This window comes from Sphingosinicellaceae bacterium (assembly GCA_019285715.1).
In the GTDB taxonomy this organism is placed as follows: Bacteria; Pseudomonadota; Alphaproteobacteria; order Sphingomonadales; family Sphingomonadaceae; genus Glacieibacterium.
In genome coordinates, this window is sequence record CP079108.1 from 3,146,174 (window position 1) to 3,166,153 (window position 19,980).

The 19,980-nt window shown below is 68.6% G+C and carries 17 protein-coding genes; 9 read left to right on the plus strand and 8 right to left on the minus strand.

The features are described from left to right. Window positions 1-33: 33 nt before the first annotated feature. Window positions 34-657, minus strand: a complete 624-nt coding sequence (locus KX816_14380; GenBank protein ID QXQ05423.1) for a hypothetical protein — start codon at window positions 655-657, stop codon at window positions 34-36. 1,153 nt (window positions 658-1,810) lie between these two features. Here KX816_14380 and KX816_14385 point away from each other — a divergent pair. Beyond that, window positions 1,811-2,269: a PEPxxWA-CTERM sorting domain-containing protein gene (locus KX816_14385; protein ID QXQ08591.1), complete on the plus strand. Its 459-nt coding sequence runs from the start codon at window positions 1,811-1,813 to the stop codon at window positions 2,267-2,269. Window positions 2,270-2,323: 54 nt separating this feature from the next. Here the strand turns inward: KX816_14385 and KX816_14390 are convergent, their stop codons facing one another. Further along, window positions 2,324-3,595: an MFS transporter gene (locus KX816_14390; GenBank protein ID QXQ05424.1), complete on the minus strand. Its 1,272-nt coding sequence runs from the start codon at window positions 3,593-3,595 to the stop codon at window positions 2,324-2,326. Between the two features lie 29 nt (window positions 3,596-3,624). Continuing rightward, the gene (gene secG, locus KX816_14395; protein ID QXQ05425.1) at window positions 3,625-4,017 is read right to left on the minus strand and encodes a preprotein translocase subunit SecG; all 393 of its coding nucleotides are present in this window, start codon (window positions 4,015-4,017) and stop codon (window positions 3,625-3,627) included. 220 nt (window positions 4,018-4,237) lie between these two features. Here secG and KX816_14400 point away from each other — a divergent pair, with 220 nt between their 5' ends. From KX816_14400 to KX816_14420, 5 genes are all read left to right on the plus strand, one after another. Beyond that, window positions 4,238-5,335: an MlaE family lipid ABC transporter permease subunit gene (locus tag KX816_14400; protein ID QXQ08592.1), complete on the plus strand. Its 1,098-nt coding sequence runs from the start codon at window positions 4,238-4,240 to the stop codon at window positions 5,333-5,335. Beyond that, a complete protein-coding gene (locus KX816_14405) occupies window positions 5,335-6,303 on the plus strand; it encodes an ABC transporter ATP-binding protein (GenBank protein QXQ05426.1) in 969 nt (322 codons plus the stop codon). Before KX816_14400 ends, KX816_14405 begins: the two co-directional genes overlap by 1 nt. Then, window positions 6,304-7,260, plus strand: a complete 957-nt coding sequence (locus KX816_14410; GenBank protein QXQ05427.1) for an MCE family protein — start codon at window positions 6,304-6,306, stop codon at window positions 7,258-7,260. After that, window positions 7,260-7,874 (plus strand): membrane integrity-associated transporter subunit PqiC, encoded by a 615-nt coding sequence (locus tag KX816_14415; protein ID QXQ05428.1) that lies wholly within the window; start codon window positions 7,260-7,262, stop codon window positions 7,872-7,874. Before KX816_14410 ends, KX816_14415 begins: the two co-directional genes overlap by 1 nt. A gap of 66 nt (window positions 7,875-7,940) precedes the next feature. Beyond that, the gene (locus KX816_14420) at window positions 7,941-8,510 is read left to right on the plus strand and encodes a TIGR00645 family protein (protein QXQ05429.1); all 570 of its coding nucleotides are present in this window, start codon (window positions 7,941-7,943) and stop codon (window positions 8,508-8,510) included. Between the two features lie 49 nt (window positions 8,511-8,559). Here the strand turns inward: KX816_14420 and pepN are convergent, their stop codons facing one another. Further along, a complete protein-coding gene (gene pepN, locus KX816_14425; protein QXQ05430.1) occupies window positions 8,560-11,157 on the minus strand; it encodes an aminopeptidase N in 2,598 nt (865 codons plus the stop codon). Window positions 11,158-11,317: 160 nt separating this feature from the next. Here pepN and KX816_14430 point away from each other — a divergent pair, with 160 nt between their 5' ends. From KX816_14430 to KX816_14440, 3 genes are all read left to right on the plus strand, one after another. Then, complete coding sequence (locus tag KX816_14430) at window positions 11,318-12,514, plus strand: M48 family metallopeptidase (GenBank protein QXQ05431.1); 1,197 nt, start codon at window positions 11,318-11,320, stop codon at window positions 12,512-12,514. Window positions 12,515-12,663: 149 nt separating this feature from the next. Next, window positions 12,664-13,449 carry an SDR family NAD(P)-dependent oxidoreductase gene (locus KX816_14435; protein QXQ05432.1) on the plus strand — a complete coding sequence of 262 codons (786 nt, stop codon included), beginning with the start codon at window positions 12,664-12,666 and terminating at the stop codon, window positions 13,447-13,449. Beyond that, window positions 13,446-15,719 carry a xanthine dehydrogenase family protein molybdopterin-binding subunit gene (locus KX816_14440; protein ID QXQ05433.1) on the plus strand — a complete coding sequence of 758 codons (2,274 nt, stop codon included), beginning with the start codon at window positions 13,446-13,448 and terminating at the stop codon, window positions 15,717-15,719. Before KX816_14435 ends, KX816_14440 begins: the two co-directional genes overlap by 4 nt. Window positions 15,720-15,750: 31 nt before the next feature. On the opposite strand, the gene KX816_14445 is transcribed toward KX816_14440, so the two are convergent. From KX816_14445 to KX816_14460, 4 genes are read right to left on the minus strand one after another with little or no spacing between them, the layout of a single operon-like run. Beyond that, on the minus strand, window positions 15,751-16,671 hold the full coding sequence (locus KX816_14445) for a DMT family transporter (protein ID QXQ05434.1): 921 nt from the start codon (window positions 16,669-16,671) through the stop codon (window positions 15,751-15,753). Further along, entirely contained in the window at window positions 16,668-17,693 is a 1,026-nt protein-coding gene (locus tag KX816_14450) for a low specificity L-threonine aldolase (protein QXQ05435.1), read from the minus strand. Before KX816_14450 ends, KX816_14445 begins: the two co-directional genes overlap by 4 nt. 10 nt (window positions 17,694-17,703) lie before the next feature. Further along, on the minus strand, window positions 17,704-18,501 hold the full coding sequence (locus KX816_14455) for a hypothetical protein (protein QXQ05436.1): 798 nt from the start codon (window positions 18,499-18,501) through the stop codon (window positions 17,704-17,706). A 40-nt stretch (window positions 18,502-18,541) separates the two neighbouring features. Beyond that, on the minus strand, window positions 18,542-19,654 hold the full coding sequence (locus KX816_14460; protein QXQ05437.1) for an NERD domain-containing protein: 1,113 nt from the start codon (window positions 19,652-19,654) through the stop codon (window positions 18,542-18,544). Between the last annotated feature and the right edge of the window lie 326 nt (window positions 19,655-19,980).

A 19,980-nucleotide genomic window follows, 5' to 3' on the forward strand; every position in this document is an offset into this window, starting at 1 on the left:
TGGGCGACACGAGGCGCCGTCCGAACCTCGCCCTCACTCGTCCCCCGCTTCGCGCCGCAGCCGCGTCCGCACCGCCTGGGAGCGCGCAAAGCTCGTCGCATCGAGGGGCTTCCAGCTGACGGTGCCGGTGCAGTGCCGGGCGTTCTCGCGCCGGGTCTCGGGTCCGCCGTTGGCCCGGCGCTCGTTCTGCGCGCGGTTCTCGATGGCCTGGCGCAGGTTGTAGTCGAAGCTCGCGACGATCCCGTCGAGCGTGTCCGGATTGCTCGTCAGCGCCTTCTGGAAATGCTGGGCGACCTGGACGCGTATGCGCTCGACGAACACGCGCATCTTGTGCTTCCCGGAATCGCGCAGGGCCCAATGCCACATGCGCTCGGCGACATCGGTCGGCTCGATCTGCTCGGCGAACGCGCTCGCTTCCCGTCGCCCCTGGCCGGCGCCCTTGTCGTACTGGCGCAGGATCATCGAGAGCAGCTGGTTGTCGTAGCGGACCGTCTCGACACAGGGCTTGCCGTGATAGAGCCGAGTTTCCGGTGTGCCGTTGATCGCCCGGTCGAAAGCGATCGACCGCAGCCCCGCGATCCCGGCGTCGAGCGCCGCATCCCAGGCGCGCCGAAAGCTTGCGGCACCGGGCGCAGCGCGCAGGTGGTATGCCCCCATCACCGACAGCCCGATCGCATCGACCGACGCGGTGACGTTCCCGGTCGCGGCCAGATGCGCGATGAAGCCCCGTTGCCGTTCAGGGGTCCAGCCGCCACGGCGCGACTGCCGTGGGACGGGGTCGAAGCCGGGGATCGCCGGCGCTGGGATACGGGTTCAGATCATTCACGTTTTATAACCCGTTTGGTTTTATTTGTCAAGATGCGCGGTCGTGACGATGAGCCGGGATGAAGCGGGCGCTGGCGGCCGGCTTGCCGCAGACAGGGGGCGACGACGGAGGGCGTCGCAAATATTCATGACGGGGTCCGTTAAGCTATTGCACACTTTGTTCTTTTGTTGCACCTACGAAACGGTCAACGAAGGGGGGGTGCCGTGATGTTGTCGCGCTGGACCGCACGAGAAGCCGAGCGACAACCGCGATCGCCGCGAGGCGCCCGCCGCTAGGGTCGCCCCCAGCTCGGGCCGCCCAACACGCAATCGCAACAGGCAACGCTGGTCGGGCTCCGTCCGGGGGCTGCACGGCTGCGCCCAAGCGCTCCTCCCAAGGCGCGCTGATGCTGCCCTAGGTCGATCGCCAATCCTGGCGCCGATCCTGGCTGGGGCTGTCGATTGCCGATGTTTCATCGAAGAGGTTTTCTGTTTCCAAGTACTTCTACGTGTTATTACCTAAGCCACGTATGACTACGTAAGTACTTGATCATTTCGGAATAGTAACTCTTCGTTGTGTTGTTGGGTCTATATCTCCTGACTGAAGGCACAGTCCACCGTTGGGGTGGAAGCTGACGCGGGGTCAGCTCCTTAAGGGCGGAGAAGTCAGATGAACATTTCCAAGAATCTTCTGAAGAACGCCGCTGTACTCTTGATGGGTGCTGGCGCGGTCTGCAGCGCGACGACTTCGGCCAGTGCCACCAATGCACGCAATTGGAATGGGTACACCTGGGCCCGCAGCGGCAACCTGAGCATTCAGCTGGTCAACAATACCAGCGCCAAATGGACGCCTTACCTGGAGACGGCCGCCAGTCAGTGGTCGGCAGCAGCCAACATCGACTATCGGGTTGTCACCGGTCCGACCGTCGATGCTTCGGTCTGCTCACCGTCGTACGGCGTCATCGAAGTCTGCAGCGCCAACTACGGCAAGACCGGCTGGATCGGCATGACCAACGTCTACACCAGCGGCGGCCACGTCGTCATGGCGACCGTGCGCTACAACGACTATTACGCCTCGACGAGCGCTTGGTATGCCAGCGACGCCTGGTACACCAACACCTCGTGCCACGAGCTCGGCCATGCGCTTGGCCTGACCCACCAGGACTCGGTCAAGAACAACGCCAACTCGGGCAGCTGCCTCGACTCGACCAACGATCCCAGCGGCACCAAGTCCGGCTATGGCCCGACCACGGACCTCGCTCCCGGCAGCATGGACCTTGCGGCGCTGGCCGACATCTACAAGACGCCGTCGGGCACCCAGCTCGCCAGCACCAGCTTCACGATGTCGTCGGACGGTTCGTTCGTTCCCGAGCCGGCGGCCTGGGCGATGATGCTGGTCGGTTTCGGCATGGTCGGCAGCACCATGCGCCGCCGCTCGCAGCGCACGACGATGGTTACCGCCTGATCAAGGCTCCCGCCGGGTTGGGCCCACCAACCCGGCGGTCCCGGGCCCCGGGCGTCAGTCTTCGATCAGGCAGGCGTCCCGGGTGTCAGGCAGCAGCAGCGCCGCAACCAGCGACACGCCGATCATCGCGCTGACATACCAGAAGAAGCCGGCCTCATGGCCGGCTTTTTTGAACCACAAGGCGACGTATTCCGCGGTGCCGCCGAACAGCGATACCGACACCGCGTAGGGCAGTCCGACACCGAGCGCGCGGACCGCGGCCGGGAACAGCTCGGCCTTCACCAATCCCGAGATCGACGTGTAGCAGCTGAGCACGGTCAGCGCCGCGAGGATCAGCAGGAACCCGTCGCGCTGGCTGCCGGCGTGGCCGAGCGCGGTCAGCACCGGCACCGTGCCGAGGATACCCAGCACGCCGAACGCGATCAGCAGCGGGCGCCGGCCGATCCGGTCGGACAGCGCCCCGAACAGCGGCTGCAGCAGCAAATAGCCAAGCAGCGTCGCGGCACTGGTCGCACTCGCTTCCGCCTTGGTCCAACCGGCGGAATTAACCAGGAATTTCTGCATGTACGTCGTGAACGTATAGAAGGCGAGGCTGCCGCCGGCGCCGAGCATGACGACCAGCAGCACCGACCGGCGATGCACCCACAACCGTGCGAACAGCTCGCTCCGGGCCTGCGCCGGAACCGCCTGGAAAGCCTCGGTCTCGGCGATGCCGCGCCGCAGCCACAAGGCTACCAGCGCGCCCAGCGACCCGATCGCGAAGGGGATGCGCCAGCCCCAGTCCGACAGCTCCGCGTCGCTCAGGTGCTGCTGGAGCAGCACCACCACGCCGAGCGCCAGCAGCTGCCCGCCGATCAGCGTAACATATTGGAAACTAGCGGCAAAACCGCGGTTCCGCTTCCCAGCAATCTCGCTCATGTAGGTCGCCGAGGCACCGTACTCGCCGCCCACCGACAACCCCTGGAGTAGCCGCGCCAGGACCAGGATGGTCGGCGCCGCGACCCCGATGCTGCCGAAGCCGGGACACAGCGCGACGATGGCCGAGCCGCTCGCCATCAGTAGCACCGACAGGCTGAGCGCCGCCTTGCGGCCGTGGCGGTCGGCATAGACCCCGAGCCACCAGCCGCCGACCGGGCGCATCAGAAAGCCGATCGCGAACACCGCCGCGGTGTTCAGCAACTGCGCGGTAGGATCGCCCTCGGGGAAGAAGACATGCGCGAAATACAGCGACAATGCCGAATAAGCGTAGAAATCATACCATTCGACAAGATTGCCGATCGACCCGCCGACCAGCGAGCGGACCCGTGAAACGCCCCCTGATGCCATCCCCCCGGAGGCCAAGGTCTAGTCGCGCATCACTGGGCGAGCGGCACGCCTGCCGGCGCCGGAGCGGGTGCCACGGCCTTCGGGGTCGTCGTTGCCGGGCCGGTCGTGGCCGGAGCGGTTGTCGTCGAGCCGGGCGTTACAGGTGCCGTCGTCGCCGGCGTCGCCAGCGTCGTATCGATCACCCGCGAGCGGTGGCCGGCAGCGGCAAGCACCGCGAGGATGATGCTGGTCGCGATGAACAGCGAGGCTAGCACGGTCGTCGAGCGGGTCAGCAGGTCGGCCGCGCCGCGCGCGCTCATCAATCCGCCCGCGGTGCCGCCGCCGCCGATACCGAGGCCGCCGCCCTCCGAGCGCTGCAGCAGGATGACCGCGCACAGGGCGATTGCGATGAGGGTGTGGATGACGAGGACGAAGGTGGGCATGCGTTGCTTCCGGACGAGAACAGGTCGGGCATGTAGCGGCGACGGGTTTATTGCGCAACCGGACGAGCGCCGGAAGCCCACTTCGGCCGCGTCCGATCACTACCGTAGACCCTGGCGAGCGTAGCCGTGACGGCCGATTGCCGACCTCTGTCGCCGCCCGGGGCCGGGGCCGAGCTTTTTACGGCTTGCGAGCGCGTCGCCGTTGCTGCACCACAGCGACGTGGCAGGGGCTACTTTCAACGACGACGGTGACACGCTGGCCCTCGCCGGCCGCTGGACCGTGGCGCATGTCGGTGACGTCGAGCCGCTGCTGCGCGCGCTGCCCGAGGGCGGCAAGGCGATCGACCTCAGCGGCATCGAGCGCATCGACACCACCGGCGCGTGGCTCGTCCACCGGCTGGTCCGCGATCACAAGGGTGGCGAACTGGTCGGCGCCTCCGACGACGCTACCAAGCTGATCGAGAGCGTCGCCGCCGCCGACATGCCGGTCGACCGCCACCCGTTCCGCGGCAACGTCTTCGTCCACCGGCTCGAGATGACCGGGCGCGGCGTCGTCGGCCTGCTCCACGTCCTCGGCAATTTCCTCGCCTTCCTCGGCAAGACGCTGATCGTACTGTTCCAGACGATCACCAAGGGTCGCTCGCTGCGCTGGAATTCGGTCACCCACCAGATGGACGTCGTCGGTATCCACGCCCTCGGCATCGTCGGGCTGCTGTCGTTCCTGGTCGGCATCGTGCTGGCGCAACAGGGCGCGGTCCAGCTCCGCCAGTTCGGTGCGGAGGTCTTCGTCGTCAATCTCATCGGCCGCTCGACGGTGCGCGAGCTCGGCATTCTGCTGACCGCGATCATGGTCGCCGGGCGCTCCGGCTCGGCGTTCGCTGCGCAGATCGGCAGCATGAAGCTGAACGAGGAAATCGACGCGATGCACACGATCGGCCTCAGTTCGTTCGAAGTGCTGGTGCTGCCGCGCGTCATCGCGACCTCGCTGATGATGGTCCTGCTCGGTTTCTATGGCTCGGTCATGGCGATCACGGGCGGCGCGTTGTTCTGCTGGGCCTCGCTCGACATGCCCCTGATCAGCTTTACCCAGCGGCTGCAGGAGGTCATCCTGCCCTCCGACTTCTGGATCGGCATGTTCAAGGCGCCGATCTTCGGACTGATCATCGCCGTCACCGGCTGCTTCCAGGGCATGCAGGTCACCGGCAACGCCGAATCGGTCGGGCAGCGCACCACTGCCGCAGTCGTCCAGTCGATCTTCCTGGTGATCGTCCTGGATGCGTTCTTCGCGGTCTTCTTCACCGCGCTGGGCTACGTCTGATGGCCAGCGCCGCCGCCACTCCACCCGCCGGGGCCAACCCGGAGCCCCTCCGCGACGAGGAGGGCAAGGAGATCGTCATCCGCGTCCGCGGCCTCGAGAACGGCTTCGGCGAGCAGGTCGTCCACCACAACCTTGATCTGGACGTCCGGCGCGGCGAGATCCTCGGCATCGTCGGCGGCTCGGGCACCGGCAAGTCGGTGCTCATGCGCTCGATCATCGGGCTGCAGACCCCGCAGGCCGGCGAGATCGAGGTCTTCGGCGAGCGCATGGACATGATCGACCCGGTCAAGTCGAAGGATATCCGCCGCCACTGGGGCGTGCTGTTCCAGGACGGCGCGCTGTTCGGCTCGCTGACGGTCACCGAGAACGTCGAAGTGCCGATGCGCGAGTTCTACAAGTTCAGCCCGCAGTTCATGGACGAGATCGCCGGCTTCAAGATCGCCATGGTCGGCCTGCCGGCCATCGCCGGCCCGAAATACCCGAGCGAGCTGTCGGGCGGCATGCGCAAGCGCGCCGGGCTGGCGCGCGCGCTGGCGCTCGACCCGCGCATCCTGTTCCTCGACGAGCCGACCTCGGGCCTCGACCCGATCTCGGCCGCCGCGTTCGACGAGCTGATCCGCAGTCTGCGCGACACGCTCGGGCTGACGGTGTTCCTGATCACCCACGACCTCGATACGCTGCACGCCATCTGCGACCGCGTCGCCGTGCTCGCCGACCAGCATGTCCTCAAGGTCGGTACGATTGCCGAACTGATGGATTTCGATCATCCATGGGTGCAGGAATATTTTCGTGGGCCGCGCGGGCGCGCCGCCACGGCAGGGTTCGAACAGGGCAAGCACGACGCCGAGGCCCACGACGCCGACGCCCACAAGGCCGACGGTCAAAGGGCGGACGCTCTTAGAACGGATACCAAGACGGACAGCGGCGACGGGGGCAGTGAAGCCGGTCAGAACAGGGAAACAGCCTGAGTGGAAACGCGCAGTTCCTACGTGCTCGTCGGGTCGGTCGTGCTGGCCTTCACCGTCCTGCTGTTTGCCGCCGTGCTGTGGCTGGCGCGCTTCTCCGGTGAGGAGAAGAAGGAATTCGACGTCGTCTTCAACACCTCGATCTCCGGCCTCGCGGTCGGCAGCGCGGTGGTCTTCAACGGCGTGCCCGTCGGCCAGGTCCAGAAGATCGCGCTGGTCCCGAACTCGCCGCAGCTGGTCCGTGTCCGCATCGCCATCGAGCCCGATACGCCGATCCTGAAGGGCACCACCGCCGGGTTGGAGGGCGTCGGCTTCACCGGCGTCAACCAGATCAGCGTTATCGGCACCATGGGTGGCCAGCCACCGATCGTCGATAACGGCCCATGGGGTCGCCCGCTGATCCCATCGCGGCGGGGCGCGCTCGGCCAATTGCTCGCTTCCGCGCCTGAACTGCTCAACAACATCTCGGCGCTGGCCGCGAGCCTCAACAAGACCCTCAACCCGCAGAACCGCCAGTCGATCGGCAACATCCTCGCCAACGCCGACCGGCTGTCGAAGGCGCTGGCAGACCGTGGGCCCGAAATCGCCGAGACCCTCGTCGAGACCCGGCAGACACTGAAGCAGGCGGGCGAGGCGGCGGCGCAGTTGAAGGTCACCCTCGCCTCGACCGACCGCCTGATGAACGGCAAGATTCCGGGTCTGATCGACGATCTCGACGGCACCGTGAAGCGCGCCAACGCGACGCTCGGCAAGGTCGACGCGGTGATGGATGCCGCCAAGCCCGGGGTCGATGCGCTGTCGACCCGCACGGTGCCGGAGATCGGCCAGCTGATCCGCGATCTCCGCGACCTCACCCAGTCGCTCGGCGCGGTCTCGGCCAAGCTGGACGAAGATCCCGCCAGTGCACTGCTCGGTGGCCGCCGGCTGCCCGAATATCCCGCCAAGAAGGGCAAGAAGTGATGAAGCGCCCGGAAAACCTGAAGCGAAGCGTCGCCCTCCTCGGCCTGGCGTTCGTCACCGCCTGCGGCCCGCTGGTCCAGATCGGCGGCAACGACAAGGTGCCGACCGCGCTGATGACGCTGCGCGCCACCGCCAAGCCGGTCGAGACGACGACCTCGCCGCGCTCGCACACGCTGTCGGTGATCGTGCCGACGGTGCCGGGGCCCCTGCAGACGCTGCGCCTGCCGGTCATTACGACGGACACGAGCCTCGCCTATCTGACCGGCGCGACCTGGGCCGAGCAGCCCAACAAGCAGTTCGCCCGCGTCCTCAGCGACACCATTGCCTCGCGCGGCATTCCGGTCCTCGGCACCCGCGAGACCACCGTCGGTGCGACCCGCCAGCTCGGCGGGCAGCTCGTGGATTTCAGCCTCGATGTCCGCGATCCGTCGCAAGCCAAGGTCGTGCTGCGCTACGATGCGCTGTTGACCGGCGACGCCGGCAAGACGCTGCTGGTCCGCCGCTTCGACCGCGTCGTGCCGGTGTCGAGCCAGTCGCCCGCGGTCATCGCAGCGGCGCTCAACAGCGCGGCCAACGAGGTTGCCGCCGAAGTCGCCGACTGGGTCGGACAATAAGCGACCGGGCATAAAACCAGCGGCCTGACGCTGGCAGGCGCGACAAATCGCCCTATATCCTCCGCCATGACCCTAGCCTCGCCGCACGCCGCTGCCCTCTTACCCGCCGGTCCCCCGCCGCGGCTGGCCCCGCTGCCGCTGATGATCTTCGGCTCGCGGTGGCTGCAGGTGCCACTGTATTTCGGCCTCATCGTCGCGCAGGCGGTCTATGTCTTCCTGTTCCTGAAGGAGCTTTGGCACCTCGTCAGCCACGCCAACAGCTTCGGCGAGCAGCAGATCATGCTCGTCGTCCTCGGCCTGATCGACGTGGTGATGATCTCCAACCTGCTCGTCATGGTGATCGTCGGCGGCTACGAGACGTTCGTGTCCCGCCTCGGCCTGGAGAACCACCCGGACCAGCCGGAGTGGCTGAGTCATGTCAACGCCGGCATCCTCAAGGTAAAGCTGGCGATGGCGATCATCGGCATCTCGTCGATCCACCTGCTCCGTACCTTCATCGAGGCCTCGAACCTCGGCTCGGCGGCGTCGCGCGTCACCGAGACCGGCGTGATGTGGCAGACTATCATCCACACCATCTTCATCCTGTCGGCGGTCGGTATCGCCTACGTTGACCGGCTGAGCCGCGAGAAGCACTGACCCGTGCCGTCATCGCCGCGCCGGCGGGGGTGACGAAAGTTCACGGCCTTTACGCCAGCGACCGGCTCGCCATCTCGAACACATCCTTCGACAGCCGCGGCGAAGCCAGCACGCGCTCCAGCTCGGCGCGCATCAGCGCCGAACGCACCACGTCGAACCGCCGCCAGCGCCCGAGCGGCACCACCAGCCGCGCCGCGCTCGACGAGTTGACCCGGTCGACCGCCAGCACCTGGTCCGCCAGGAAGCGGTAGCCGCCACCGGACGTATCGTGCAGCCGCAACTGGTTCGCCCCGAACGCCCCGACCAGCGAGCGCAGCCGGTTCGGGTTAGCCGCAGCGAAGTCCGGGTGCTGCGATAGCGTCACCACCTGCTCGAGCGTATCCGCGCGGGTCGACATCGCCTGAACCGAGAACCACTTGTCGATCGACGAGGCATCGCCCGCATAGCGCGCGTGAAACCCCGCCAGCGCGGCCTCGCGCTCGGGGGCGTCGGAGTTCGCGAGCACGCCGAGCGCCGCCAGCCGGTCGGTCATGTTGTCGGCGTTCTCGAACTGCGCGAAGGCTGCTGCAACTGCCTCCGGGTCCTCGGTCGCCATCAGGTACCCGAGCGCGACGTTCCTCAGCCGCCGCCGGCCCTTGGCCTCGGGGCTCATCTCGTAGCGATTGGCGGCGTTGTCGCGGTAGGCGTCCCACCACTTGTCGCGCAGCGTCGTCGCGGCCTGGACCCGCGCGGCATCGCGGCGACGGTGGATCGCATCGACATCGACGGTCTCCGCCTGGTCGCCGATGAAGGCCTCCGACGGCAGCAGCACCGCCTCCGCCTTGAACGCCGGGTCGAGCCGGGAGTCGAGCGTCGCTCCCAGCGCCTCGACGACATCGTCGGCCGGATCGTCGCCCGCGAGCACGTCGAGCGCGAGCTGCTGGAACGCCTCGTAGCGCGCGAAGGGGTCGTCGTCGTGCGCCGACAGGAACGCCGCGGCGCGCCGGTCGACGGGCGTGGTCAGGATTACCGGTGCCGAGAAACCGCGGTTGAGCGACAGCAACGGCGTCGATGCGACGCCTTCGAAGGTGACGCTGGTGGTCGCCTCGGTCAGCTCGACCAGCCGCTCGTCGCCGAGCCGCACACCGGTCGACGGGTCGAACAGCGCGGCGCGCAGCGGGATGTGCAGCGGCAGCTTTTCGGGCTGGCCCGGCGTGGGCGCGGTCGACTGCTCCAGCGTCAGCGTCGCCGTCGCGGTCAGCGCGTCGTGCGTTAGCGTCGCCGCCACCCGCGGCGTCCCAGCCTGCGAATACCAGCGCCGGAAGCGCGTCAGGTCGACCCCGCTCGCGTCCTCCATCGCCGCGACGAAGTCCTCGCAGGTCACCGCCTGCCCGTCGTGGCGCTCGAAATACAGGTCGGTGCCGGCGCGGTACTTGTCCGGCCCGAGCAGCGTGTGGAGCATGCGGATGACTTCCGCGCCCTTGTTGTAGATCGTCGAGGTGTAGAAATTGCCGATCTCGATGTATTCGCCCGGACGGATCGGGTGGGCCAGCGGGCTGGCATCCTCCGGGAACTGCACCGCCCTGAGCGACCGCACGTCGTCGATGCGGCGCACGGCGCGCGAGCCCTGGTCGGCGGAGAACTGCTGGTCGCGGAAGACCGTCAGGCCCTCCTTCAGCGACAGCTGGAACCAGTCGCGGCAGGTGACGCGGTCGCCGGTCCAGTTGTGGAAATACTCGTGCGCGACGACCGCCGCGACGGCGTCGAAGTCCGCGTCGGTCGCGGTCTCGGCGTCCGCCAGGATGTACTTCGAGTTGAAGATGTTGAGGCCCTTGTTCTCCATCGCCCCGAAGTTGAAGTCGTCGACCGCGACGATGTTGAAGACGTCGAGGTCGTACTCGCGACCGTAGTTGGCCTCGTCCCACGCCATCGAGGTCTTGAGCGCGTCCATGGCGTGCGCGCAGCGCGGCAGGTCCGCCTCGGCAACCCAGATCGCGAGGTCGACATCGCGCCCGCTGGCGGTGGTGAAGCTGTCCCGGAACGGCGCGAGGTCGCCTGCCACGGCGGCGAACAAATAGCACGGCTTGGGCCACGGATCGTCCCACACCGCGAAGTGGCGCTGTTCGCTTGCGACGCTGCCGTCGCGGGCACCGATCACGCCGGTCTCGCCGAGATTGCCGTTTGCCAGCAGCACCGGGTAGCGCGCCCGGTCGGCGGTCAGCCTGACGGTGTAGCGCGACAGCACGTCGGGCCGGTCGGGGAAGAAGGTGATGCGGCGGAAGCCCTCGGCCTCGCACTGGGTGCAGAGCTTGCCGCCCGAGGCGTACAGCCCCATCAGCTGGGTGTTGGCCGACGGCGCGATCGCGACCTCGGTGGTGACGACGGCGCTGTCGCCGGTGATCGCGACGCTGAGGTGGTCCCCGCGCGGGCGAGCCGGATTGGGTACGCCGTCGACGCCCAGGCTGAGCAGTTCGAGGCCCTGCCCGTCCAGCACCAGCGGTCGATCGTGGTCGCCGTTGCGGGTCACGGTCAGCGTCGCGCGGACGATGGTGCGGTCGGCGGCGAGGTCGAAGTCGAGCGCGACCGTCGGGATCAGCCAGTCGGGGGCCGCATAGTCGGCGAGCCGAACGGTCGGCGGCGACTGCGGCGTGGCGTACGCATCGAGCACAAGCGGGACTTTCGAAAGGGTTGCCGTCAGGCTTAGCCGGTTTCACCAGCGTGGGGCTAGTGCGGCATCTTTGGCGACGCCGGGGCGAGGGTTCGTTGCGACGGCTTGCAACGCCGCACAACCGTGTTACGGTCGTGATACACACGGGGGAACTTATCGCATGGTCACCAGCGTCTTCGACGTCGACACCGCGACGCGCGCCTACCTCGCCGCCTTCAACGGCGCCGCGCGGCTGAAGTCGGACGCCTATTTTGAGGGCGGCTACTGGCTGCTGCTTTGGAACGCGGTGGTCGGTGTCGCCGTCGCCTGGGCCATCCTCCACTTCGGCTATGCGGCACGACTGTCGGCGTGGTCGCGTCGCGTCACCGGCGGCCGGCTGTTCCTCGCGACGCTGTTGTGGGGCCTGATCTTCTTCTTCGCGATTGCGCTGATCGGGCTGCCGTGGACGATCTACACCGATTTCGTGCGCGAGCATCAGTACGGCATGTCGACCCAGGATTTCGCCGCCTGGTTCGGCGACTTCGCAAAGTCCACCGCGATCGACATCCCCCTCACCGCCCTCGTCGTCGCGCTGGTGATGATCGCGGTGCGGCGCTCGCCGCGGCGCTGGTGGATCTTCGGCGGCGGCATCGCGGTCGCCTTTCTGGCCTTCGGCATCGCCGTCGCGCCGATCCTCATCGAGCCCTTGTTCAACAAGTACAGCCCGATGCCGGCGTCGCCATTACGCGAGGAGATCCTCAAGATCGCGCGCGGCAACGGCGTGCCGGTGACCAACGTCTACGTCGTCGACCAGTCGCGGCAGACGACGCGCGTCTCGGCCAATGTCGCCGGCCTCGGCTCGACGGCGCGCGTCGCGCTCAACGACAATCTGCTGGCGACCCACGACGACGCCGGCACGCTCGCGGTGATGGGCCACGAAACCGGGCACTACGCGCTCAATCACATCGCCGTGCTGATCATCTCGTTCTCGGCAGTGATCATGGGCGGCTTCATCGCCATCCAGGCGGCGGTCCCGGCGCTGATCCGGCGCTACCCCGGCTGGCGCGTCGAGGGCATGACCGACCCGGCCGCGATCGCCGTCGCGGTCATCGTCCTGACCCTGTATTTCCTCGTCATGACCCCGGTGACCAACACCATCACTCGTTTCCAGGAGTCGCAGGCCGACATCTTCGGCTTGAACGCTGCCCGCGCTCCGGACGGCTTCGCGCGTTCCGCCATCCGCCTCGGCCAGTACCGCAAGCTCGAGCCGACACCGTTCGAGGAGTTCGTGTTCTTCGACCATCCGTCGGGCTACACCCGGGTCCACATGTCGATGGTGTGGAAGGCGGAGCACCTCGGCGAGCCGGGGGTGCGGTAGCACTTTCTACCCTTTCCCCTTGAGGGAGAGGGACCGCTCGCGCCTTCGCGAGCAGGGTGAGGGGTCGGGGTGCGAGAGTCCCCTCACCCTGCTTGCCAAGTGGCAAGCTGTCCCTCTCCCTCAGGGGGAGAGGGTGCTAGTCTAGCCCAATGCACCTCCTGATCTTCGGCCTCGGCTACACCGCCTCCCGCCTCGCCGCCCGCCTCCGCAGCGCCGGCTGGCAGGTCACCGCGACCACCCGCGCCACCCTGCCCCTCGACTCCCCCGCCGTCGCCGAAGCCATCGCCGCGGCCACCCACATCCTGAGCAGCGTCCCCCCCGCCGAGGGCACCGACCCGGTCCTCGCCCACCACGCCCAAGCCCTCCGCACCGCCCCCGCCCGCTGGGTCGGCTACCTCTCGTCCACCGGAGTCTATGGCGACACCGGCGGCGCGTGGGTCGACGAGAGCGCTGCCGTCGGAACCGGCCGTCGCAACGCGCGCGCCGCCGCGGACCTCGCGTGGCAGTCGCTCCGCGCCGACGTCCGCGTCTTCCGCCTGCCCGGCATCTACGGCCCGGGCCGCTCGGCGCTCGACCGCGTTTCTGCAGGCACCGCGACCCGCGTCGATGCGCCCGGCCAGGTCTTCTCGCGCATCCACGTCGACGACATCGGCTCCGCGGTCATCGCCAGCTTCGATCGGCCGCCCGGCGTGTGGAACCTCGCCGATGCCGAACCCGCCAGCGGCAATGCCGTCACCGAATACGCTTGCGACCTGCTCGGCCAGCCCTACCCGGACGTCGTGCCCGTCGCCGCCCTCAGCCCCATGGCGCAGGGCTTCTACACCGAGCGCCGGCGCATCGCAGCGACGAAGATGACCCGCGACCTCGGGCTCCGGCTGCGCTATCCAGGCTATGAATCGGGCCTGCGCGCCTGCCTGTCGGAGAGCATCGCATGAAGTTCGGGGTCGGCCAGTCGGTCAAGCGCGTCGAGGATGTCCGCCTGCTCACCGGCAAGGGGCGCTTTACCGACGACGTGCAGGCGACCGGCATGGCCTATGCCGCAACCTTGCGCTCGCCCTACGGCCACGCGCGGATCGTAGGCATCGACACCGAAGCGGCAAAGGCCGTGCCCGGCGTGCTCGCCGTCTACACCCACGCCAACGTCGCCGAGCTCGGCGTCATCCCGTGCATGGTGCCGCTGTCGGGCAAGCTGACCACCCCCCACCTCATGCTGGCCAGCGACCGCGTGCGCTTCGTCGGCGACGGCGTTGCGTTCGTGGTGGCGGAGACCCGCGAGGCCGCGCGCCTGGGCAGTGACGCGGTCGTCGTCGACTATGCCGAGTTGCCCGCCGTCGCCAGCATCGAGACGGCCATCGCCGACGGTGCCCCGAAGATCTGGGACGAAGCCCCGTCCAACGACATCTTCGCCTGGCACGTCGGCAATGCCGAGGGAGCCGCCGCAGCGCTCGCCGGCTCGGCCCACGTCACCCGCCTGCGCATCGTCCAGAACCGCGTCGCCCCGACCTCGATGGAGGTTCGCGCCGCGGTCGGCCACTTTGACGAGGCCAAGGGCTACACCCTCGAATTCGGCGGCCAGGGTGTTGCCTCCGCGCGCACCATGACGGCGGGCATCCTGCAGGAGCCGGTCGAGCGCGTCCGCATCGTCACCGGCGACGTCGGCGGCGGCTTCGGCATGAAGGCCTTCATGTACCCCGAGTATTTCCTCGTGCTGTACGCGGCGAAGCAACTCGGCCGCACGGTCAAGTGGACCGGCGACCGCGGCGACGCCTTCCAGTCCGACACCCACGGCCGCGCCATGGTCAGCGAGGGCGCGCTCGGCTTCGACGCCGACGGCCGCATCACCGGGCTCCATGTCGAGACCTGGTCCGACCTCGGCGCCTACCAGTCGACCTTTGGCCCCGCCATCCAGACCTTCGCCGGCGGCCGCATCATGGGCGGCGTCTACCGCATCCCCGTCATCCACAACCACGTCCACGGTGTCGTCACCAACACCGCGCCGGTCGATGCCTATCGCGGTGCCGGGCGTCCCGAATCGGCGTACGTGATGGAGCGCCTCGTCGAGGCCGCCGCCCGCGAGCTCGGGCTCACCATCGACGAGATCCGCCGTCGCAACCTGCTGACGCCCGCCGAACTGCCCCACGATAACGGCCTCGGCCTGACGTTCGACATCGGTGATTTCCTCGCGGTGCTCGCCAAGGCCCAGCGCCAGTCCGACTGGGACGGCTTCCCCACCCGCAAGGCCGCCGCCGCCCGCGCCGGCAAGCGCTATGGCCGCGGCATGGCCTATTATGTCGAGATCGCCGGCGGCGGTAGCACCGAGGAGTTCGCCGACATCCGCGTCGCCTCGGACGGCATCGTCGAAGTCGCGGTCGGCACCCAGTCGAACGGCCAAGGCCATGAAACCGCCTACGCGCAGGTCGTCGCCGAGCGTCTCGGCATCGATTCCGAACAGGTCCGCATCGTCCAGGGCGACACCGACCGGCTCGAGGTCGGCAACGGTACCGGCGGCTCGCGCAGTATGGCGTGGGGCGGCGCCGCCTCGCAGCTCGCCGCCGACGAGATGGTCGCCCGCGGCATCGCACTTGCCGCCGCCGACCTCGGCGGCGACGTCGACTATGAGGCCGGCGTGTTCCGCAGCCGCGCCACCAATCGCACCCTCAGCCTTGGCGAGCTCGCGACTGCGCACCCCCAGGGCCTCGACGGCCGCACCAGCTACAAGCCGGCGAACCCTGCCGCGACCTTCCCCAACGGCTGCCACATCGCCGAAGTCGAGGTCGACCCCGACACCGGCAAGGTCCGCGTCGCGCGCTACAGCCTCGTCGACGACTTCGGCACGCTGGTGAACCCGATGCTTGTCGAGGGCCAGATCCACGGCGGCGTCGCGCAGGGCCTCGGCCAGGCGATTCTCGAGAACGTCGTCTACGACGCCGACGCGCAGCTTCAGACCGGCAGCTTCATGGACTACGGCGTCCCTCGCGCCGACGACATGCCCGACACCATCGGCTTCGACACCCTACCGACCCCGAGCCCGACCAACCCGCTCGGCGTCAAGGGCTGCGGCGAGGCCGGCACCATCGGCGCGATGCCGTCCGTCATGAACGCGATCATCGACGCGCTCGACGGAACGCAGGTCGAGATGCCCGCCACGCCGGAGAAATTGTGGCGGATATGCCGGGGCCTGGAATTGGCTGTGGCGGCGGAGTGACCTTCTACCCTCCCCCCCCAAGGGGGGAGGGTCAAGCCCGCGACCTGAGCGCCACCACCAACCCACTCAGCGCCAGCACCACCCCCAACCCCGCGCCCCAGGTCCACACGAACCCCTCGAACACCGTCGACAGCGTCATCGCCACGACCGGTACGATGACGTTGACATACCCCGCCCGCGCCGGCCCGATCTCGCGGATCAGCGCGTAGTACAGCCGGAACGCCAGCGCCGACGCAACGACCGCGAGGTACGTCACGCCCGCCGCATAGGTCCAGCGCAGCTCGACCACCGGCGGCCCGCTGCTCGCCCAGGCCCAGGCCGCCGACATCAGCCCGCCGTACAGCATCGCCGCCGCGATCAGACCCTCGAGCGGCAACGCCCGCGCCCGCGCGCTGCCCTGGATGACGTTGGCGACCGACGCGCCGAGCACCGCACCCGCGGCCAGCGCCAGCCCGATGCCGACGTCGGCGCCGCGCACGTCGAGGTCGTGGCCGACCAGCAGCGCCACGCCGGCGATGCCCATGACGCTGCCGACGACGAATAGCGGCGCGATGCGCTGGCCGAGAAACACCCGCGCCAGCAAGGTGTTCGGCACCACGATCAGCGAGAACACCAGCGCCACCAGCCCCGAGGTGACATAGGTCTCGGCCGCATAGACCAGGTTGAAGTTGAGCAGGAACTGCACCGACCCCGCCGCCACCGCCAGCGCGTGGCCCGCCGGTCCCATCCGCAGCGGCCGCCGCAGCACCACGCACATCAGCACCACCACGACGCTGGCGATCAGGAAGCGGTAGCTGACCGACCACGCCGGCGGCACCACCCCGAGCTGGCCCTTGATGACCAGCCACGTCGACCCCCAGATCAGCGACAGCAGCACGAACTGCACGATCGTCGCCGGGTGGACGCGCCGCTTGTTCGGCCCGGCGGTGATCGGCTGGTGTTCGGCGTTCATGGTGGTGATGCCGGCAGAGCGGCGAGCGCCGTCGTCAGCGCCGCGATATCAGCCGCCGGGGTATCCCACGCCACCACCAGCCGGACGTCCCCCGACCCGGCATCGTTCCAGTCGTAAAAATCGAAGCCCTGCGCCCTGAGCGCGCCAGCATGCTCGCCGAGCGCCGCGAACACCTCGTTCGCCTCGACCGGCGCGAGCAGCCGCGCGCCCGCCGCCGCACCAATCCTCGCCGCCCCGGCATTGGCGGCCGCGGCGTTCCGGCCCGCGGCCCCGGTCTCGATCATCGCCAGCAGCTGCGCCGCCTGGAACCGTCCCTTGCTCGGCATCTGCCCGGCCCGCTTGCGCCTGAACCGCAGGTCGTCGGCGAGCCCGGCCTCGAACACCACGATCGCCTCCGCCGTCATGCCGCCGTTCTTGATCGCCCCGAAGCTCAGCGCCGCGGCGCCAGCGCCGGCGCTGATCTCGCCGGGGTGGCAGCCGAGGTAGGCGACCGCATTGGCGAAGCGCGCGCCGTCGACGTGAAGCCGCCAGCCCTTCGCCCTCGCATAGTCCCCGAGCGCCGCCATCTCGGCGGGCGTATAGACCGTGCCGCTCTCGGTCGCCTGGGTCAGTGACAGCACCCGCGGCTGGACCTGGTGGACGCCGCCGCGGTAGCTCGCGAGCCCTGCGTCGATCCCGGCCGGGGTCAACTTGCCGTGAGCACCGTCGACCAGCATCAGCTTCGCGCCGCCGGTGAAAAACTCCGGCGCGCCGCACTCGTCGACGTTGATGTGCGCCTCGCGGTGGCAAACGACCGCGCCGTACGGCGGCGTCATCGCGGCGAGCGCCAGTGCGTTGGCGGCGGTCCCGGTCGACACCGCGAACACCGTGCACGGCGCCCCGAAATAGTCACCGAACACCCCGTCGAGCCGCCCGCTCCAGTCGTCGCCGTCATAGGCGCGTGTCGTCGCGCGGTTCGCCGCGACGACCGCAGCGAGCACTTCGTCGCACGCGGCGGCGGCATTGTCGGACATGAAGTTCATCGACTACCGGCTAGGGGGTCGCAGCGATGGGGGCAAGCGCGTCGGCACGGGGCACCGGCTCCGGCGCGTCCTCCCACCCGGTCCGCGGCAATTTCGCCAGCTCCGCCAGCGTCGGAAAGTCGGGCTCCATGTCGATGTCCGCGGCGCGCGCCTTCGCCTCTGCCTCGCTCATGTGCGCGGCGAGGCCCATTTCGATGCCGACCCGCGTCCGCCGCTCGAGCTTGCGGCGCGAGCTCTCGAGCATGTGCGGCGACAGCTCGATCGTCCGGTAACGGGTGCGCCCGGCATCGCCGCGTGCGACCAGCTTGAGCATGATATCGGGACGCTGGCGGTGGATCGTCGTGGTCGCGCCGTCGGCCGCGGTCCGGGTCTCGACATAGCCGGCGACCGCGCCCTCGAACAGCGCATCCTCGATCAGGCCGTGGGCCTGGAGCTTGGCCTTGGCCCAGCCGTACGCGAAGTCGGCATCACGGTTGCGCACGTCGTAGGCACCGCTTTGGCTGCCGCCGACCTCGGTCGCGGCGCGCGCGACGCTGCCGTGTCCGGCGAGCGAAACCAGGAACGCCGCGCAGGTCGCGGCATCCCAGGCGCGGTAGCTGTGGACCCGCCAGGCGGCCCCGTTCGCGGTCGCCGTCGCAGCCCGGATCTGCGCGTCGAAGCGCTTGTCGGCCCTGCGCTGGTGATTGACCGCGTTGCGCGTGACGCCCGCCACCTTCGCCGCCCGGGTCATGTTCCCGGTCGCGGCGAGAGCCTTCAGCAACACCGCGCGCACGGCCGGCGTCGTCAGGCAGACCTTCCCGATCGTCATCCGTTCCCCTCCGAGTGTTCTCGTACGGGCCGACAATGGACTATTGGGCCTGTTTTGTCAACCGGTTTGTGCGTATTTGGTTGTTTTCGGGCGGCGTAGCAAGCGAGGGCGGCAGGCTGGCACGACCGGGGTCGGGATCGACCGGGCGTTGGAGTTCGTCACTCACCGCACCGATCCAGTCGCCGCCGACCAGCCAGTTACCGTAGGTCGCTTGCCAGCGCCCCCGCGCACCGACGCATCGCTCGACATGTCCGGCAAGCATCGGATCGGCGGCGTGGCGGAGTGCAAACAGGCCCTCACTGACACGCTTGAACGTCACCTGCCCGAATGGGGTCGAGACTTTGCCCGGCAGATTCGCGCCGGACTGTGCCCGCGGCTCCGCCTCCGCAGGCGAGTGTGGAGGCGCAGCCGGTGACCCGCCCGACGCCTGCCGTATCCCGAACTTGCCTTCCCAGTCCCAGATGTGCGGCCGGTGGCTCGCAACCAGTTCGGCGCAGACCGCGTCCAGGCGGGCGCGCGACATCCGCGCCGCAAACAGGAACGGTGCCCGGAGCAGCGAGCCGGTGTCGCGGTCGTTCTCCCACCAACGCTTGAACAGGTCCGCCCTGACGATCGGAACTTTGCCGTCCGACGTCGCCGACTTGCGGCCAATGAACGTCGTCGGCGAGACCACGACGACCCCCGTCACGCCCTCAAGCCCGTTCATGCCCTGTACTTTGAACCAGTCCGCCAACACTGCCGCGTGCCGTTTTGCCTGCTCGACCGGCGACGCGATCGCAACTGGGCGCCCCTTGCCCCGAGGCCCGTACCAGGCGGTCCATTCACCGCGGGCATTGCACTGCAAGCTGGCATTGAGGGCCTTGGTCTCGAGCGCATAGACGAACCGGTAGCGCGAGACGACGACGTGGTCGATCTGGGCGACGCGACCACCGTGCTCGATCCGCAAGTCGTGGATAACGTGAATGTTGGGGTTGTCGCGAAGCGCGAAGTCGAGGTGATAGGCAACGTTGCCCTCGCCGCGGGCGCCGGCCCGGATCGATGTAATCTCGTGCGCGATCAGCTCGCGCTGGCGCGCCGACAGAGCGGGTCGCGACAGCAGGTTTTCAAGCGTCGCGAGGTCGCCGCGGCGGTCGTCGGCAGTCTTCAGCAGCATAGTTTCGCGCTCCTTGCGATGCGATCCCTGCGATCCGGTCCCTGCGGTCGGGTTCCTGCGATCGCCTATCTCGCCGCCCCAATTCGGCGGCCGCGTCTCGCCACACCGCATGCCGGACGAGCGCGGGACGGGCAGGCAGGACAGGCCGCCCTCGCTGCCTCCGCTCGCGCTCGCCTCGGCTGGAAAAGCCCACCGCGACAGTCTGTTTCAGCTCCTCGGGCGCGCTCTTCATTTGTCCGCCCCGGGATGCTGGCGAGCGCCAGTATCCCGGGTGGCGCAAGTATCGGGAGTGCTCGCCCCGCACCGCCACGGACACTCGCATTCGC

Coding starts and splice junctions, on each gene's coding strand:
- KX816_14420 (QXQ05429.1), top strand. CDS start 7,941: ATGACCCTAGCCTCGCCGCACGCCGCTGCCCTCTTACCCGCCGGTCCC.
- KX816_14405 (QXQ05426.1), top strand. CDS start 5,335: ATGGCCAGCGCCGCCGCCACTCCACCCGCCGGGGCCAACCCGGAGCCC.
- KX816_14435 (QXQ05432.1), top strand. CDS start 12,664: ATGCACCTCCTGATCTTCGGCCTCGGCTACACCGCCTCCCGCCTCGCC.
- KX816_14415 (QXQ05428.1), top strand. CDS start 7,260: ATGAAGCGCCCGGAAAACCTGAAGCGAAGCGTCGCCCTCCTCGGCCTG.
- KX816_14385 (QXQ08591.1), top strand. CDS start 1,811: ATGACCAACGTCTACACCAGCGGCGGCCACGTCGTCATGGCGACCGTG.
- KX816_14450 (QXQ05435.1), bottom strand. CDS start 17,693: ATGAACTTCATGTCCGACAATGCCGCCGCCGCGTGCGACGAAGTGCTC.
- KX816_14380 (QXQ05423.1), bottom strand. CDS start 657: ATGGGGGCATACCACCTGCGCGCTGCGCCCGGTGCCGCAAGCTTTCGG.
- KX816_14460 (QXQ05437.1), bottom strand. CDS start 19,654: ATGCTGCTGAAGACTGCCGACGACCGCCGCGGCGACCTCGCGACGCTT.
- KX816_14455 (QXQ05436.1), bottom strand. CDS start 18,501: ATGACGATCGGGAAGGTCTGCCTGACGACGCCGGCCGTGCGCGCGGTG.
- KX816_14440 (QXQ05433.1), top strand. CDS start 13,446: ATGAAGTTCGGGGTCGGCCAGTCGGTCAAGCGCGTCGAGGATGTCCGC.
- secG (QXQ05425.1), bottom strand. CDS start 4,017: ATGCCCACCTTCGTCCTCGTCATCCACACCCTCATCGCAATCGCCCTG.
- KX816_14390 (QXQ05424.1), bottom strand. CDS start 3,595: ATGGCATCAGGGGGCGTTTCACGGGTCCGCTCGCTGGTCGGCGGGTCG.
- KX816_14445 (QXQ05434.1), bottom strand. CDS start 16,671: ATGAACGCCGAACACCAGCCGATCACCGCCGGGCCGAACAAGCGGCGC.
- KX816_14430 (QXQ05431.1), top strand. CDS start 11,318: ATGGTCACCAGCGTCTTCGACGTCGACACCGCGACGCGCGCCTACCTC.